The organism is Scandinavium goeteborgense (assembly GCF_003935895.2).
In the GTDB taxonomy this organism is placed as follows: domain Bacteria; phylum Pseudomonadota; class Gammaproteobacteria; order Enterobacterales; family Enterobacteriaceae; genus Scandinavium; species Scandinavium goeteborgense.
The window spans coordinates 1,760,534-1,776,179 of record NZ_CP054058.1 but is presented as its reverse complement, the minus strand read 5'-3'; the positions used below and the strand labels follow the sequence as shown (position 1 = coordinate 1,776,179).

Here is a 15,646-nt window from a genome sequence, read left to right as displayed (position 1 = left end):
GCAAGTTACCTACCCTAAGGGTGGCAAATGTGCACAGCGATGCAAGCGAAACATGCCAACTTGAGGTTAAAGTGCCTGTTTTTGCGCCTTTAAATCGTTTTCAATGCCTTCCCGCACCTCTTGCGGAATATTCAGCGCATCGCCAAGCGCGTTCAGATAGCTACGTTCCATAAAGTGATCGACATCGATAGCCGCACAGCTCAGGAAATAAAGCTCGAGCGCTTCCTCTTCATTGCGCACATCCTTGGCCAGAAGCTGCGGGTCCAGCGGCTGGGCGATCGCTTTATCCACCAGCTGACGCCCCTGCGCTTCCACGCCCGCTTCACGTAGCTGCGAATCAATCACCGCCCGTTCTTTATCATCGATATGCCCGTCGCTTTTTGCAGCAAACACCAGCGCCAGGATCAGGCGTTCGGTGCGCATATCCACCGGGCTGATTTGCTGCCCGTACTGCGGTTCGCCCTGATGGGCCGTACGAATTTTGTCTTTGTACTTGTTCCACAACACGCTGCCCGCCACGGCCCCGCCGCCGACAAGCAGCGCCCCGGTTCCGTATTTGGTCAGCAGTTTGCGCGATGATTTGCTGGACACCAGCAGCCCGGCAAGACCGCCGAGCGCACCGGGAACCAGCAATTTACTGAGTCCCTGCTCGCCGGATGGCTGAGCAGAAGACGATGATTGACCGAGAAGGGATTGAATCTGATTAAGCCAGTTTGCCATTGTTTCCTCGCCATACTGAGATGAATGCTCTCAGCCTAAGCGAGACGATGTCAGGAAACGTCTGGTCTGGCTAAAGATGCGAAAATTACTGCGCGCGATAGGTGGCGCTGCCTGCTGCACAATCCACTGTCACGACGTAATGCAAATCGGTATTTGTCCCGCGCACCGTGAGCGGCACTTTCCATTTATCCTTTTTCCCGGTCACGTCATGGGGATTAATCCACGCCACGGGATCAATCTGCCCCAGTGTTTTCTGGTCATCCGCCCACTGATTAATCCGGTTTTGGGTGTAATCCTGCTTCACCGTCGCGGCGATGCCGTCGGCGTCCAGTCCTTCACACTTACTAATTGACACCGTTTTCTCACTGGCAGCCTGGACCGCAACGCTACTCATCAGCAGCAAAACTGCCGTCATTACTGTTCTCTTTTTCATAGGTTTTTTCTCTCACGCCTGATAACCCTAAAAAGCATGGTACAAAACACCGACAACGCAAGTAAGCGTCTGTTATTTATCACGTCGTTTCTCATCCGAGACAGACGCAAACGTTTTCGTATATACTGGCGTCCATTTTTTTACTGTGGAATTTCGTTATGACTGTACTAGGCACAGCGCTGCGTCCGGCGGCAACCCGCGTGATGTTATTGGGCTCTGGCGAGCTGGGTAAGGAAGTGGCCATTGAATGCCAGCGTCTGGGGATCGAAGTGATTGCCGTCGATCGCTATGCGGACGCTCCGGCGATGCACGTTGCCCATCGCAGCCACGTCATTAATATGCTGGACGGCCAGGCGCTGAAGGCGCTGGTTGAGCAGGAAAAACCTGCTTTTATCGTCCCGGAAATTGAAGCCATCGCCACCGATATGCTCATTGAACTGGAACAGGCCGGTCAGCACGTGGTGCCTTGCGCTCGCGCGACAAAGCTCACCATGAACCGGGAAGGTATTCGCCGCCTGGCTGCGGAAGAACTCAAACTGCCAACCTCGAGTTACCGTTTTGCCGACAGCGAGCAAAGCTTCCGCGACGCCGTCAGCGAAATCGGCCTGCCCTGCATCATCAAACCGGTGATGAGTTCATCCGGCAAGGGCCAGAGTTTTATCCGTAGCGAAGAGCAGCTCTCTGCCGCCTGGCAATATGCCCAACAGGGCGGCCGTGCCGGAGCGGGACGAGTGATCGTCGAAGGCGTGGTGAACTTTGATTTTGAAATCACGCTGCTGACCGTCAGCGCCGTAGACGGCGTACATTTCTGCGCCCCGGTCGGTCATCGCCAGGAAGATGGCGACTACCGCGAATCCTGGCAGCCACAGCAAATGAGCCCGCTGGCGATCGAGCGTGCCGAAGCAGTCGCCCGTGACGTGGTGCTGGCCCTCGGTGGCTATGGCCTGTTTGGCGTAGAGCTGTTTGTGTGCGGCGATGAGGTAATTTTCAGCGAAGTGTCGCCGCGTCCGCATGATACCGGCATGGTGACGCTGATTTCGCAGGACCTGTCCGAGTTTGCGCTGCACGTCCGTGCGTTTCTGGGCTTGCCAATCGGTGCGATTCGCCAGTACGGTCCCTCCGCTTCGGCCGTCATTTTGCCGCAGTTAACCAGCCGCAACGTCAGCTTTGGCAACGTGGAATCCGCGGTCGGGGCTGGCGTTCAGCTGCGTTTGTTTGGCAAACCGGAAATCGAAGGCTCACGTAGCCTGGGCGTGGCGCTGGCAACGGCTGATGACGTCGAAACAGCGGTTGAGCGGGCGAAAACCGCCGCCGCAACCGTCTTCGTTAAGGGATAAAAAAAGGCGGGAGGCGCATGCGCACTCCCACCTTTATTTTCATTTCGCCGGGCAAATATCAGGCCCGGCAACTAAGTCTTACTTCGCGCCTTCTACGGCTTCGCGTGCAATTTTGGTGATGCGATCGTAATCACCGCTTTCCAGCGCATCCGCCGGAACCAGCCATGAACCACCGATACACAGCACGCTTTTCAGTGCCAGGTAATCGCGATAGTTCGCCGGAGAGATGCCACCAGTCGGGCAGAAACGGATATGCGCGAATGGGCCTGCAATCGCCTGCAGCGCTTTGGTGCCGCCGTTAGCTTCTGCCGGGAAGAATTTGAACTCTTTCAGACCGTAGTCCATGCCCAGCATCAGTTCAGACACTGTGCTGATGCCTGGAATCAGGGGAATAGTGCCTTCGGTTGCGGCTTTCAGCAGCGGCTCGGTCAGGCCCGGGCTGATGGCGAACTGTGCGCCCGCTTCGGTCACTTCTTTCAACTGCTGGACGTTAGTCACGGTACCGGCACCGACGATAGCATCGGGGACTTCTTTCGCGATGGCGCGGATAGCGTCCATGGCACACGCGGTACGCAGGGTCACTTCCAGCACGCGTACGCCACCGGCAACCAGCGCTTTCGCCATGGGTACAGCGTGTTCCAGTTTATTAACAACGATAACCGGGACAACCGGGCCGTTGGTCAGGATTGCTTCTGCACTTGTTTTCCAGTTTTTCATCAGAGTTTTTCTCTCGCCAGAATGAGTAATTTCGTCGTATTAAAAAGTGATGCAGGTTGCGCCCTGCTCTGCACCGGAAAGATTCTCACGCAGTGCACTGAACAGTTCGCGACCACTCCCAACCCGTGATGCGCGCAGGTCAGGTAAATGCGGTTTACGGGCGGCCAGTTCGGCTTCGTCCACCAGCAGCGTCAGCTCGCCGGTTTGTCCATTCACGCGGATCATATCGCCGTCATGGACTTTCGCCAGCAGCCCACCGTCGTACGCTTCAGGCGTGACGTGGATAGCGGATGGCACTTTACCGGATGCGCCAGAAAGCCGTCCATCGGTGACCAATGCAATTTTGAAACAACGGTCCAATAATACACCTAATGGCGGCATAAGTTTATGCAATTCTGGCATGCCGTTAGCTTTAGGTCCCTGAAGACGCACGACAACCACGCAATCTTTATCCAGCAGACCCGCTTCGAAGGCCGGCAACACGTCATGCTGGCTCTCAAATACCACCGCTGGGGCTTCGATAATCTGATTCTCAACCGGCACGGCGGACGTCTTCATTACTGCACGACCAAGGTTGCCGCTCAGCACTTTGGTGCCACCGTGATGGGAGAACGGTTTGTCGATGGTCGCAATGACCGCTTCATCCAGCGAGGCCTGTGCGCCTTCGCGCCAGTCCAGTTCGCCGTTGTTCAGCCACGGTTCCATGGTGTAGCGAGAGAGGCCGTGACCGGCGACGGTTTCTACGTCTTCGTGCAGCAAACCGCCTTTCAGCAGTTCGCGCACCAGCACCGGTACGCCACCCGCCGCCTGGAAGTGGTTGATATCCGCCGGGCCGTTCGGGTACAGGCGCGCCATCAGCGGCACCACGTCGGAAATATCAGAGAAGTCATCCCAGTTGATGATAATACCCGCCGCACGCGCCATCGCCACCAGATGCATCGTGTGGTTGGTTGAACCGCCGGTGGCCAGCAGCGCCACGATCCCGTTCACCACGGCTTTCTCGTCGATCATTTTACCGAGCGGCATCCACTCGTTGCCGTTGCCGGTCATGCGAGTAACCTGACGAGCGGCGGCGGCGGTCAGCGCTTCACGCATTGGCGCATCCGGATGCACGAACGAGGAGCCCGGCAGCTGCATGCCCATAAATTCGATAACCATCTGGTTGGTATTGGCAGTGCCGTAAAACGTGCAGGTGCCCGGCGCGTGATAGGACGCAGCTTCCGATTCCAGCAGCGCCATGCGGTCAACTTTACCTTCAGCAAACAGCTGGCGAATGCGCACTTTTTCTTTGTTCGGCAAGCCGCTGGACATCGGGCCTGACGGGATGAAAATCGACGGCAGATGACCAAATGACAGCGCGGCCATGGCCAGGCCCGGAACGATTTTGTCGCACACACCGAGATACAGCGCGCCGTCGAACATATTGTGAGACAGCCCAACGGCCGCAGACAAGGCGATCACTTCGCGGCTCAGCAGCGACAGCTCCATTCCGTCCTGCCCTTGCGTGACGCCATCGCACATCGCAGGCACACCACCGGCGACCTGAGCCACCGCGTTCACGCTGTGCAGCGCTTTACGGATAACGTCCGGGTAGTGCTCGTAAGGCTGGTGCGCGGAAAGCATGTCGTTGTAGGAGGTGATGATGGCGATGTTGTTACGCAGCATGCTTTTCAGCGACGCTTTGTCATCCGGTTGGCAGGCCGCGAAGCCGTGCGCCAGATTACCGCAGGCCAGACGCGAACGCTGGACGGTGTCGGATTTGGCTTGATTGATGCGGGCGAGGTAGGCGCGGCGGGTATCTTTAGAGCGCTCAATAATACGATTTGTTACGCGTAACAGTGCAGGATTCATAAAATCTCCTCAAACTCTGAGTGTCTGGGCTCATGCATTAACACGAAGTTCAGGAGTCATTAACAATGCTGAAACGCGCGTCTGCTGTAGCTCAGGGGCAAATTCATCTCCCGTAATTGTAATGAAAAAAGCCCCGGGGGTGAACCTCCCGGGGCTTAAAAGTGCAAATTTCGCACGAGATGCTGTGTCAGATCATGTTACCGGTAAAGTCACCTGTTCGGAGTAGCGCGTCACATCCTACTCAAATTCGTTCCAGGAGCGCCCATCACGGGTAATCATCGCCACGGAAGCGACCGGACCCCAGGTGCCTGCCTGATACGGTTTTGGCGCATCCTGATCGGCGGCCCAAGCTTCGGTGATTGAGTCGACCCATTTCCACGCTTCTTCCACTTCGTCACGACGCACGAACAGCGCCTGGATGCCGCGCATGGTTTCCAGCAGCAGACGCTCGTAAGCATCGGCCAGGTGCGTTTCGTTGAAGGTTTCGGAATAGCTCAGATCAAGCTTGGTGGTTTGCAGATTGTGCTTGTGATCCAGACCCGGCACTTTGTTGAGGATCTGAATATCCACGCCTTCGTCTGGCTGCAGACGAATGGTCAGCTTGTTCTGCGGCAGTTCCTGCCAGGACTCTTTGAACAGGTTCAGTTCAGGGGTCTTGAAGTACACAACCACTTCGGAACATTTGGTCGGCAGTCGCTTCCCGGTACGCAGGTAGAACGGCACGCCAGCCCAGCGCCAGTCATCGATATCAACGCGGATCGCCACGAAGGTTTCGGTGTTGCTACTCTTGTTCGCGCCCTCTTCTTCGAGGTAGCCAGGCACTTTTTTGCCCTGCGCAAAGCCGGAGGTGTACTGGCCGCGCACGGTTTTATCCCGCACGTTGGAGCGGTCGATACGACGCAGTGATTTAAGCACTTTGACTTTGGCATCACGAATGCTGTCGGCGCTCAGATCAGACGGCGGCGACATCGCAATCATGCAAAGAATTTGCAGCAGGTGGTTCTGGATCATGTCGCGCATCTGCCCGGCCTGATCGAAGTAACCCCAACGTCCTTCGATACCCACTTCTTCCGCCACGGTAATTTCTACGTGGTCGATCGTGCGGGAATCCCAGTTGTTGATGAACAGGGAGTTGGCAAAACGCAGCGCCAGCAGGTTGAGTACAGTCTCTTTACCGAGATAGTGGTCAATGCGGTAGACCTGGCACTCTTCGAAATATTCGCCGACCTGGTCGTTGATTTCGCGGGAGGTCGCCAGCGAGGTGCCCAGCGGTTTTTCCATCACGACGCGTGCCGGTTTAGCGTTCAGTTTCGCTTCGCCCAGACCTTTGCAGATCGCACCAAAGGTGCTCGGTGGCATCGCAAAATAGTTGATAGTGGTGCGTTCTTTCTGATCGAGCATTTTGCCAAGGCGGGTGAAGGATTTGGTGTCGTTGACATCCAGATTGCAGAAGTCCAGGCGCCCACTCAGGCTGTCCCACAGGCTCTCATCAATCTTCTCCTTCATGAAGGTTTCCAGCGCCTCGCGCACCACTTTGGTGTATGCATCTTTGTCCCAATCGGCACGTCCTACCCCAAGGATACGCGTGTCCGGATGGATCTGGCCTGCTTTCTCCAGTTGATACAGGGAAGGCAGCAGTTTACGACGCGCCAGGTCACCCTTCGCGCCGAAAATGACCAGATCACATGCCTGGGCCGTTTGCGTTACCGCCATGTCATTCTCCTCAGTTGGATTGCCTGGTGCTTCTGCCAGGCGCTATTTGTAATTTTCTTACGCTGCACTGTACTGTGTTTACGTTAATGCCGAAACCCCTTCCCCCCGCCGACGCCAGATAAACGCATTTCTGGAATAAAAACCCCGGCAGGAATGGGCCAACAGCTTATTTTTGCTCGTCATTTCGCCAAAACTTGATCGGCAAAAGTCGACTGTGATCATGTAATGAAAAAAAACAACGTAAATTGTCCTCTTTCTTCTGCATTGCAGGATCCACAGGGGTATATTCTCACTAAATTGCCCGGCGATTTCACCCATTAATGGAATCGCTTTCACCGATGAGCGCCTGTTAACCATGAACATGCTGGAAAAAATCCAGTCCCATCTGGAAAACCTTAGCAAATCCGAACGTAAAGTGGCGGAAGTGATCCTCGCCTCCCCTTCTCAGGCTATCCACTCAAGTATCGCGACGCTGGCATTACAGGCTTCGGTCAGTGAGCCGACCGTAAACCGTTTTTGTCGCAGCATGGACACTCGGGGCTTTCCTGATTTTAAGCTGCATCTGGCACAAAGTCTCGCAAACGGCACGCCTTACGTGAATCGTAACGTCGATGAAGACGACAGCGTGGAAGCGTACACCGGTAAAATATTTGAATCGGCGATGGCGAGCCTCGATCACGTGCGCCAGTCGCTGGACATGGCCGCCGTCAATCGCGCCGTGGATCTGCTGACGCAAGCGAAAAAAATCGCCTTCTTCGGACTAGGCTCTTCCGCCGCCGTGGCGCATGATGCGATGAATAAATTTTTCCGCTTCAATGTGCCAGTGGTGTATTCCGATGACATCGTACTGCAACGCATGAGCTGTATGAATTGCAGCGATGGCGACGTTGTGGTGCTGATTTCTCACACCGGGCGCACCAAGAGCCTGGTCGAACTGGCACAACTGGCGCGTGAAAACGATGCCATGGTGATTGCGCTCACCACCGCGGGAACGCCGCTGGCACGAGAGGCTTCTTTAGCCATCACCCTCGACGTACCCGAAGATACTGACATTTATATGCCGATGGTTTCCCGGCTGGCCCAGCTCACGGTGATTGACGTACTCGCGACCGGGTTTACCCTGCGCCGTGGGGCAAAATTCCGGGATAACTTGAAGCGGGTCAAGGAAGCGTTGAAGGAATCGCGCTTTGATAAGGAACTGCAGGTTAGCAGTGATAATCATTAAAATTCTATAACAAGCTTGTAACCTATTTGTACATTCGGTTAAGTTCCAGCATTAGACTATGCACAGGTGGAACGTCCGAATTCCTGTTCACGCAACACCAAAATTGTTTCAGCAATGGAGTATTACATGTCCAGAAGACTTCGCAGAACCAAAATCGTGACCACGTTAGGCCCGGCTACTGACCGCGATAATAACCTCGAGAAGGTGATAGCGGCTGGCGCTAACGTTGTTCGCATGAATTTCTCCCATGGCAGCGCCGAAGACCATAAACTTCGTGCCGATAAAGTGCGCGAAATCGCCGCCAGACTGGGACGCCACGTCGGGATCCTCGGCGATCTGCAGGGTCCAAAAATCCGTGTATCCACCTTTAAGGAAGGCAAAGTCTTCCTCAATATCGGTGATAAATTCCTGCTGGACGCCAACCTCGGTAAAGGCGAAGGCGACAAAGAAAAAGTCGGTATCGACTATAAAGGTCTGCCTGCCGACGTCGTGCCAGGCGACATCCTGCTGCTCGACGATGGCCGCGTACAGCTGAAAGTGCTGGATGTTAAAGGCATGCAGGTATTCACCGAAGTGACCGTTGGCGGCCCGCTGTCCAACAACAAAGGCATTAACAAACTCGGCGGCGGCCTTTCTGCCGAAGCGCTGACTGAAAAAGACAAAGCTGATATCCAGACCGCCGCTCTGATTGGCGTCGATTATCTGGCCGTCTCCTTCCCGCGCTGCGGCGAAGACCTGAATTATGCTCGCCGTCTGGCGCGTGACGCAGGCTGCGATGCCAAAATCGTCGCAAAAGTCGAACGTGCAGAAGCCGTGTGCAGCCAGGACGCGATGGACGACATCATTCTCGCCTCTGACGTGGTGATGGTTGCCCGTGGCGATCTCGGCGTTGAAATCGGTGACCCAGAACTGGTCGGCATTCAGAAAGCCCTAATCCGTCGCGCACGTCAGCTGAACCGCTCGGTTATCACCGCGACTCAGATGATGGAATCGATGATCACCAACCCGATGCCAACCCGCGCCGAAGTCATGGACGTGGCGAACGCCGTGCTGGATGGTACCGATGCGGTAATGCTATCCGCGGAAACCGCAGCCGGTCAGTATCCGTCTGAAACGGTCGCCGCGATGGCGCGCGTGTGTCTGGGTGCAGAAAAAATCCCAAGCATCAACGTTTCCAAACACCGTCTGGATGTGCAGTTCGATAACGTGGAAGAAGCGATCGCGATGTCAGCGATGTATGCCGCAAACCACCTGAAAGGCGTGTCGGCGATTATCACCATGACCGAATCCGGCCGTACCGCGCTGATGACTTCGCGTATCAGCTCCGGCCTGCCAATTTTCGCGCTCTCCCGTCACGAACGCACCCTGAACCTGACGTCCCTGTACCGTGGCGTGACTCCGGTTCACTTCGACAGCGCGTCCGACGGCGTGGCCGCGGCGAGCGATGCGGTGAATCTGCTGCGTGATAAAGGCTATCTGGTGTCTGGCGACCTGGTTATCGTCACCCAGGGCGATGTGATGAGTACTGTGGGCACAACCAACACCACACGTATTCTGACCGTCGAATAACCCCGTTTGTGGGTAAAAAAACGCCCGATTGGGCGTTTTTTTTATTTCTTCTTCGGGAACAGCTCGTTGCGCTTATACGGTTCGATATCACCGGGTTTACGCGTTTTGAGCAACTTGAGGATCCAGGTGTACTGTTCTTTATGCGGGGTGACAAACACCTCGACCTCTTCGTTCATGCGCCGTGCGATGGTGGTGTCGTCCGCCTTCAGCAGGTCGTCCATTGGCGGGCGAATTTCTACCGTCAGGCGATGCGTTTTACCGTCGTACACCGGGAACAGGGGCACAACGCGCGCCCGGCAAACTTTCATCAGGCGACCGATAGCCGGTAACGTGGCTTTGTACGTCGCAAAGAAATCAACAAACTCGCTGTGCTCTTCGCCGTGGTCCTGATCGGGCAAATAGTAGCCCCAGTACCCCTGACGCACCGACTGAATAAACGGCTTAATGCCGTCGTTGCGCGCATGCATACGGCCGCCAAAACGACGGCGCACGGTGTTCCAGATGTAGTCGAAGACGGGGTTGCCCTGGTTGTGGAACATGGCTGCCATCTTCTGCCCTTTCGAGGCCATCAGCATTGCCGGAATATCCACGCCCCAGCCGTGCGGCACGAGGAAAATCACCTTCTCGTTATTACGCTGCAGCTCTTCGATAATTTCGATGCCATGCCAGTCGACACGTTTCAGGATTTTCTTCGGATCACGCAGGCCCAGCTCCGCCATCATCACCATCGCCTGCGGCGCAGTGGCATACATTTCATCAATGATGGCTTCACGCTCGGCGTCGGATTTTTCCGGGAAGCAGTAAAGCAGATTAATTTGCGCGCGGCGGCGAGAGCTTTTTGCCAGTCGCCCGACTTTTTTACCCAGCGCGCCGAGGATAGGATCGCGGAAAGACGCAGGGGTCAGCGCAATACCGGCGAAAGCCAGAACGCCCAACCAGGAGCCCCAATAGCGCGGCTGTAAGAAGGATTTTTCGAACTGAGGAATAAACTCAATGTTATTTTTTTTCGTTTCCATGCCTGTTCCAGAGTCGTGCCGGAAAAAGAGAAAGATGCTGATAGTTTAGCGACGTGCCCGGCTTCATACAAAAGAAAAAGCCGATGCCCGGTCAGGCATCGGCTTTTAAGGTCATTTAACCGTCAATGGCTAGTCGATATGCAGCTGTGGAGCCACCTCTTTGACCTGCGCCAGATAATCACGACGATCGGAGCCGCTCAACCCTTCGGTGCGTGGCAGTTTCGCCGTTAACGGGTTAACCGCCTGCTGGTTGATCCACACCTCGTAATGCAGGTGCGGGCCGGTAGAGCGTCCGGTATTGCCGGAGAGCGCGATACGGTCACCACGTTTCACCTTCTGCCCCGGTTTCACCAGCAGCTTACGCAAGTGCATATAGCGCGTGGTGTAGGTGCGACCATGACGCACCGCGACGTAATAACCCGCCGCACCACTGCGCTTCGCCACGACCACTTCGCCATCACCGACAGCCAACACTGGCGTGCCCTGTGGCATTGCGAAATCGACGCCTTTATGCGGCGCAACGCGTCCGGTCACCGGATTCAGGCGACGCGGATTGAAGTTTGAGGAGACGCGGAACTGACGCGAGGTTGGGAAGCGCAGGAAACCTTTCGCCAGCCCAGTACCGTTTTTGTCATAAAACTTGCCGTCTTCGGCGCGAATCGCGTAATAATCTTTGCCGTCAGAACGCAGACGCACGCCCAGCAGCTGACTCTGCTCACGCTTGCCGTCCAGCATTTCGCGGGACATCAGCACCGAGAATTCATCGCCTTTCTTGAGCTTGCGGAAGTCCATTTGCCACTGCATCGCCTTGATAACCGCGCCGACTTCACTGCTGGTTAATCCGGCATTACGCGCGCTGGTTACGAAGCTGCCGCCAACGGTGCCTTTCAGCACGCTGTTGACCCAGTCGCCCTGCTGCGTTTCGCTGCTCATTTTGAAACCGTTCGCTGCTTTATCGTAGGTTCGGGTTTCGCGGCGTGACATTTCCCAAGTCAGACGCTGCAAATCACCATCGGCGGTAAGCGTCCATGAGAGCTGTTGACCGATTTTCAAGTTACGCAGCTCTTTATCTGCGGAGGCCAGCTGGCTGATATCACCCATATCAATACCATACTGATTAAGAATGCTGCTGAGCGTATCGCCCGTTGACACCACGTATTCGTGTACACCGGCTTCGTTGTCCACTTTGTCGTCCAGCTCATCCTGCGGGATAGCTTCATCTTCCTGCGCCGCCTGATCGATAGGCTCACTGGCTTCAGGCAGAAGGGAACGGATCTCGCTCTTTTCGAGCTCAATGGTTCTGACAATAGGGGCTGAATCGGGATGGTACACATACGGTCGCCATACGGCGACCGCTAAGGTGAGAACGGTCAACGACCCCAGCATAACGCGGTGGGGTCGCGGCAAATTATTAAATGCCAGGGCGACAGAGCGGGCTATCTGTTGCACGTATTCACTTCCTCGTTAATCTCCTTTCAGGCAGCTCGAATACTGGTTCGCCAGTTGGGTCAGGAAAGCGGGATAACTCGCTTTGCCCAACGGGATGTTGGTGCCAAGCGGATCCAGTGTTCCCATTCGAACGGAGGTTCCGCGGGCTACCGCTTCCACCACTGCCGGCCTGAATTGTGGCTCAGCAAAAACGCAGGTCGCTTTTTGCTCAACCAACTGTGTTCTTATTTCGTGTAAACGCTGCGCACCGGGTTGGATCTCAGGATTGACGGTAAAATGCCCCAGTGAGGTCATTCCGTAGTGTTTTTCGAAGTACCCGTAGGCGTCATGAAAAACGAAATATCCTTTCCCTTTCAACGGTGCCAGCTCGTTACCCACCTGCTTATCGGTCGCGGCGAGATTCGCCTCGAAATCCTTCAGGTTGGCGTCAAGTTTGGCTCGACTTTGCGGCATAAGTTCCACTAATTTATCGTGGATTGCAACCGCTGACAGGCGCGCTATCTCTGGCGAGAGCCATAAATGCATGTTGTATTCACCATGATGGTGATCTTCGTCACCTTTTTCTGCTGCGCCATGGTTATGACCGTGATCGTCATCATCATCGTCAGTCCCTTTCATAAGCAGCGGTTTCACACCGGGTAGCGTTGAAATGGTAACCTTTTTCGCATCAGGAAACGCAGTCGCTGTCTTGTCCATAAATGCTTCCATCTCAGGACCAATCCACACCACTAAGTCGGCGTTTTGTAAGCGTTTTGCGTCACTCGGACGTAATGAGTAGTCGTGCTCGGAGGCGCCGTCAGGCAGTAAAACCTCAGTGGGTGTTACGCCGTCGGCGATAGCTGAAGCGATAAATCCAAGGGGTTTCAGCGAGGCAACGACCGCGGCACTCGCCTGCGTAGCGGCAGCGCCCCAAAGTACGGTGGATAATGCTGCGAAAAGAAGCGTCTTTTTATGTAACATAATGCGTCTTATCATCGTATTGAATAAAAGAAGTGTGATATTATAACATTCACTGACTTGTGCAACCTCAAATTGTGATGACGAATCTTGTAACGCTCGAAAATGTTTCCGTCTCCTTCGGCCAGCGCCGTGTCCTGTCTGATATTTCGCTGACGCTGAAGCCTGGCAAAATTCTTACGCTTCTTGGGCCAAATGGCGCAGGAAAGTCGACGCTCGTCCGTGTGGTTCTTGGGCTGGTAGCACCGGATTCCGGTGTCATCAAGCGTGAGGGCAAACTGCAGATTGGCTATGTCCCGCAGAAAATACACCTCGATTCCACCCTGCCCTTAACCGTCAGCCGCTTTTTACGGCTGCGCCCCGGTACGCGTAAAGACGACATTCTCCCGGCGCTGAAACGCGTACAGGCGGGCCATCTGATGGATGCTCCGATGCAGAAGCTGTCCGGTGGTGAAACGCAGCGCGTGCTGCTGGCCCGTGCTCTGTTGAATAAGCCGCAGTTATTGGTGCTCGACGAGCCGACTCAGGGTGTGGATGTCAACGGTCAGGTGGCGCTGTACGACCTTATCGACCAGTTGCGCAGTGAACTGAATTGCGCAGTACTGATGGTATCCCACGACCTGCATCTGGTGATGGCGAAAACGGATGAGGTGCTGTGTCTCAATCACCACATTTGTTGTTCCGGCACGCCAGAAGTGGTGTCGATGCACCCTGAATTTATTTCGATGTTCGGCCCTCGCGGCGCGCAACAGCTGGGTATTTATCGCCACCAGCACAACCATCGCCACGATTTACAGGGACGTATAGTTCTGCGCAGAGGGAACGACCGCTCATGATTGAATTACTGTTTCCCGGCTGGCTGGCCGGTGTGATGCTGGCCTGCGCCGCCGGGCCGCTGGGCTCGTTTGTGGTCTGGCGTCGGATGTCCTATTTCGGCGATACCCTCGCCCATGCTTCACTGCTTGGCGTGGCGTTCGGCCTGCTGCTGAATGTGAATCCGTTTTATGCGGTCATCGCCGTGACGCTGATGCTGGCGGGTGGCCTGGTGTGGCTGGAGCGCCGTCCTCACCTCGCCATCGATACGCTGCTCGGGATTATGGCCCACAGTGCGTTGTCGCTGGGTCTGGTGGTGGTCAGCCTGATGTCCAATGTGCGGGTGGATTTGATGGCCTATCTGTTCGGTGATTTGCTGGCCGTGACGCCTGAAGATTTGATTTCGATTGGCCTGGGCGTTGCCGTGGTGGTGGCGATTCTGCTGTGGCAATGGCGCAATCTGCTGTCGATGACCATCAGCCCGGATCTGGCCTTCGTTGACGGCGTGAAGCTGCAACGCGTCAAACTGCTGCTGATGCTGGTCACCGCGTTGACTATTGGCGTGGCGATGAAATTTGTCGGGGCGTTGATCATCACGTCGCTGTTAATTATCCCTGCCGCCACCGCGCGCCGCTTTGCCCGCACGCCGGAGCAAATGGCCGGTATCGCCGTCGGCATCGGCATGGTTGCCGTCACCGGTGGCCTGACGTTCTCCGCCTTCTACGACACCCCCGCAGGCCCGTCAGTGGTGCTCTGCTCCGCAGTGCTGTTTATCTTCAGCATGATGAAAAAAAACGCCCAATAGGGCGTTTTTTTATGCAGCAGAGTGGCGCTTAAGGCATTGCCGGCGGTGTGATACCGAAATGGTTCCAGGCTCGCACCGTCGCCATTCGCCCGCGCGGGGTACGCTGCAAAAAGCCCTGCTGAATCAGATACGGCTCCAGCACGTCTTCAATGGTTTCGCGCTCTTCGCCAATCGCTGCCGCCAGGTTATCCAGCCCGACCGGGCCGCCGAAGAATTTGTCGATAACCGCTAACAGCAACTTACGGTCCATGTAATCAAAGCCTTCCGCATCGACATTGAGCATATCCAGCGCCTGTGACGCGATATCCGCAGAAATAGTGCCGTCGTGGCGCACTTCGGAGAAATCGCGTACGCGGCGCAGCAGACGGTTGGCGATACGCGGCGTACCACGTGCGCGACGCGCCACTTCCAGCGCGCCCTCTTCGCTCATCTCCAGTCCCATGTAACGCGCGCTGCGCCCGACAATGTGCTGGAGATCAGGCACCTGATAGAACTCTAGGCGCTGCACGATACCGAAACGGTCACGTAACGGCGAGGTCAATGAACCGGCGCGCGTGGTGGCGCCAATCAACGTAAACGGCGGCAGGTCGATTTTAATCGAGCGCGCGGCCGGACCTTCGCCAATCATAATATCCAACTGATAGTCTTCCATCGCCGGATACAGCACTTCTTCAACCACCGGCGACAAACGGTGGATTTCATCAATGAACAGCACGTCATGCGGTTCTAGGTTGGTCAGCATCGCCGCCAGGTCACCCGCTTTTTCCAACACCGGGCCGGAAGTGGTGCGCAGGTTAACGCCCATTTCGTTGGCGACAATATTCGCCAGCGTCGTTTTCCCGAGCCCTGGCGGGCCGAAAATCAGCAGATGATCGAGCGCTTCACCGCGCAACTTCGCCGCCTGTATAAAGATTTCCATCTGCGAGCGCACCTGCGGCTGGCCGATGTATTCCTCCAGCAGCTTCGGGCGAATAGCACGGTCAACCACATCTTCGGGTACGACAGTTTCTGCAGAGACCAGGCGGTCAGCTTCAATCATCC

The 15,646-nt window shown here is 55.7% G+C and carries 14 protein-coding genes; 5 read left to right on the top strand and 9 right to left on the bottom strand.

Translation table 11 applies throughout. The features are described 5' to 3' along the window. Window positions 1-66 precede the first annotated feature (66 nt). Together A8O29_RS09265 and yebF are read right to left on the bottom strand one after the other, a co-directional pair. A complete protein-coding gene (locus A8O29_RS09265) occupies window positions 67-720 on the bottom strand; it encodes a tellurite resistance TerB family protein (RefSeq protein ID WP_110512250.1) in 654 nt (217 codons plus the stop codon). 85 nt (window positions 721-805) lie between these two features. Beyond that, window positions 806-1,114: a protein YebF gene (yebF, locus tag A8O29_RS09260; protein WP_275942426.1), complete on the bottom strand. Its 309-nt coding sequence runs from the start codon at window positions 1,112-1,114 to the stop codon at window positions 806-808. Window positions 1,115-1,311: 197 nt separating this feature from the next. On the opposite strand from yebF, the gene purT reads away from it, so the two are divergent. After that, window positions 1,312-2,490 (top strand): formate-dependent phosphoribosylglycinamide formyltransferase, encoded by a 1,179-nt coding sequence (gene purT, locus A8O29_RS09255; RefSeq protein ID WP_125353804.1) that lies wholly within the window; start codon window positions 1,312-1,314, stop codon window positions 2,488-2,490. A gap of 78 nt (window positions 2,491-2,568) precedes the next feature. Here purT and A8O29_RS09250 read toward each other — a convergent pair whose 3' ends face one another. The 3 genes from A8O29_RS09250 to zwf all read right to left on the bottom strand — a co-directional run bounded on the left by A8O29_RS09250 (window position 2,569) and on the right by zwf (window position 6,771). Next, window positions 2,569-3,207 carry a bifunctional 4-hydroxy-2-oxoglutarate aldolase/2-dehydro-3-deoxy-phosphogluconate aldolase gene (locus A8O29_RS09250; RefSeq protein WP_110512253.1) on the bottom strand — a complete coding sequence of 213 codons (639 nt, stop codon included), beginning with the start codon at window positions 3,205-3,207 and terminating at the stop codon, window positions 2,569-2,571. Between the two features lie 39 nt (window positions 3,208-3,246). Then, window positions 3,247-5,058: a phosphogluconate dehydratase gene (edd, locus tag A8O29_RS09245; RefSeq protein ID WP_125353803.1), complete on the bottom strand. Its 1,812-nt coding sequence runs from the start codon at window positions 5,056-5,058 to the stop codon at window positions 3,247-3,249. A 237-nt stretch (window positions 5,059-5,295) separates the two neighbouring features. Further along, on the bottom strand, window positions 5,296-6,771 hold the full coding sequence (gene zwf / locus A8O29_RS09240; protein WP_125353802.1) for a glucose-6-phosphate dehydrogenase: 1,476 nt from the start codon (window positions 6,769-6,771) through the stop codon (window positions 5,296-5,298). Between the two features lie 355 nt (window positions 6,772-7,126). Here zwf and A8O29_RS09235 point away from each other — a divergent pair, with 355 nt between their 5' ends. Together A8O29_RS09235 and pyk are read left to right on the top strand one after the other, a co-directional pair. Beyond that, a complete protein-coding gene (locus A8O29_RS09235; protein ID WP_159465981.1) occupies window positions 7,127-7,996 on the top strand; it encodes a MurR/RpiR family transcriptional regulator in 870 nt (289 codons plus the stop codon). A 126-nt stretch (window positions 7,997-8,122) separates the two neighbouring features. Next, entirely contained in the window at window positions 8,123-9,565 is a 1,443-nt protein-coding gene (gene pyk / locus A8O29_RS09230) for a pyruvate kinase (protein WP_110512257.1), read from the top strand. Window positions 9,566-9,606: 41 nt separating this feature from the next. Here pyk and lpxM read toward each other — a convergent pair whose 3' ends face one another. The 3 genes from lpxM to znuA form a co-directional block, all read right to left on the bottom strand. After that, complete coding sequence (lpxM, locus tag A8O29_RS09225; RefSeq protein ID WP_174081288.1) at window positions 9,607-10,581, bottom strand: lauroyl-Kdo(2)-lipid IV(A) myristoyltransferase; 975 nt, start codon at window positions 10,579-10,581, stop codon at window positions 9,607-9,609. Between the two features lie 129 nt (window positions 10,582-10,710). Then, entirely contained in the window at window positions 10,711-12,030 is a 1,320-nt protein-coding gene (gene mepM, locus A8O29_RS09220; RefSeq protein WP_125353801.1) for a murein DD-endopeptidase MepM, read from the bottom strand. A gap of 15 nt (window positions 12,031-12,045) precedes the next feature. Continuing rightward, entirely contained in the window at window positions 12,046-12,990 is a 945-nt protein-coding gene (gene znuA, locus A8O29_RS09215; protein ID WP_125353800.1) for a zinc ABC transporter substrate-binding protein ZnuA, read from the bottom strand. 77 nt (window positions 12,991-13,067) lie between these two features. On the opposite strand from znuA, the gene znuC reads away from it, so the two are divergent. Next, window positions 13,068-13,823 (top strand): zinc ABC transporter ATP-binding protein ZnuC, encoded by a 756-nt coding sequence (gene znuC, locus A8O29_RS09210; RefSeq protein ID WP_125353799.1) that lies wholly within the window; start codon window positions 13,068-13,070, stop codon window positions 13,821-13,823. Further along, window positions 13,820-14,605, top strand: coding sequence for a zinc ABC transporter permease subunit ZnuB (gene znuB / locus A8O29_RS09205; RefSeq protein ID WP_159465977.1), 786 nt, complete (start codon window positions 13,820-13,822; stop codon window positions 14,603-14,605). Before znuC ends, znuB begins: the two co-directional genes overlap by 4 nt. A 28-nt stretch (window positions 14,606-14,633) precedes the next feature. Here znuB and ruvB read toward each other — a convergent pair whose 3' ends face one another. Further along, window positions 14,634-15,644, bottom strand: a complete 1,011-nt coding sequence (gene ruvB / locus A8O29_RS09200) for a Holliday junction branch migration DNA helicase RuvB (RefSeq protein WP_125353797.1) — start codon at window positions 15,642-15,644, stop codon at window positions 14,634-14,636. Window positions 15,645-15,646: the final 2 nt, after the last annotated feature.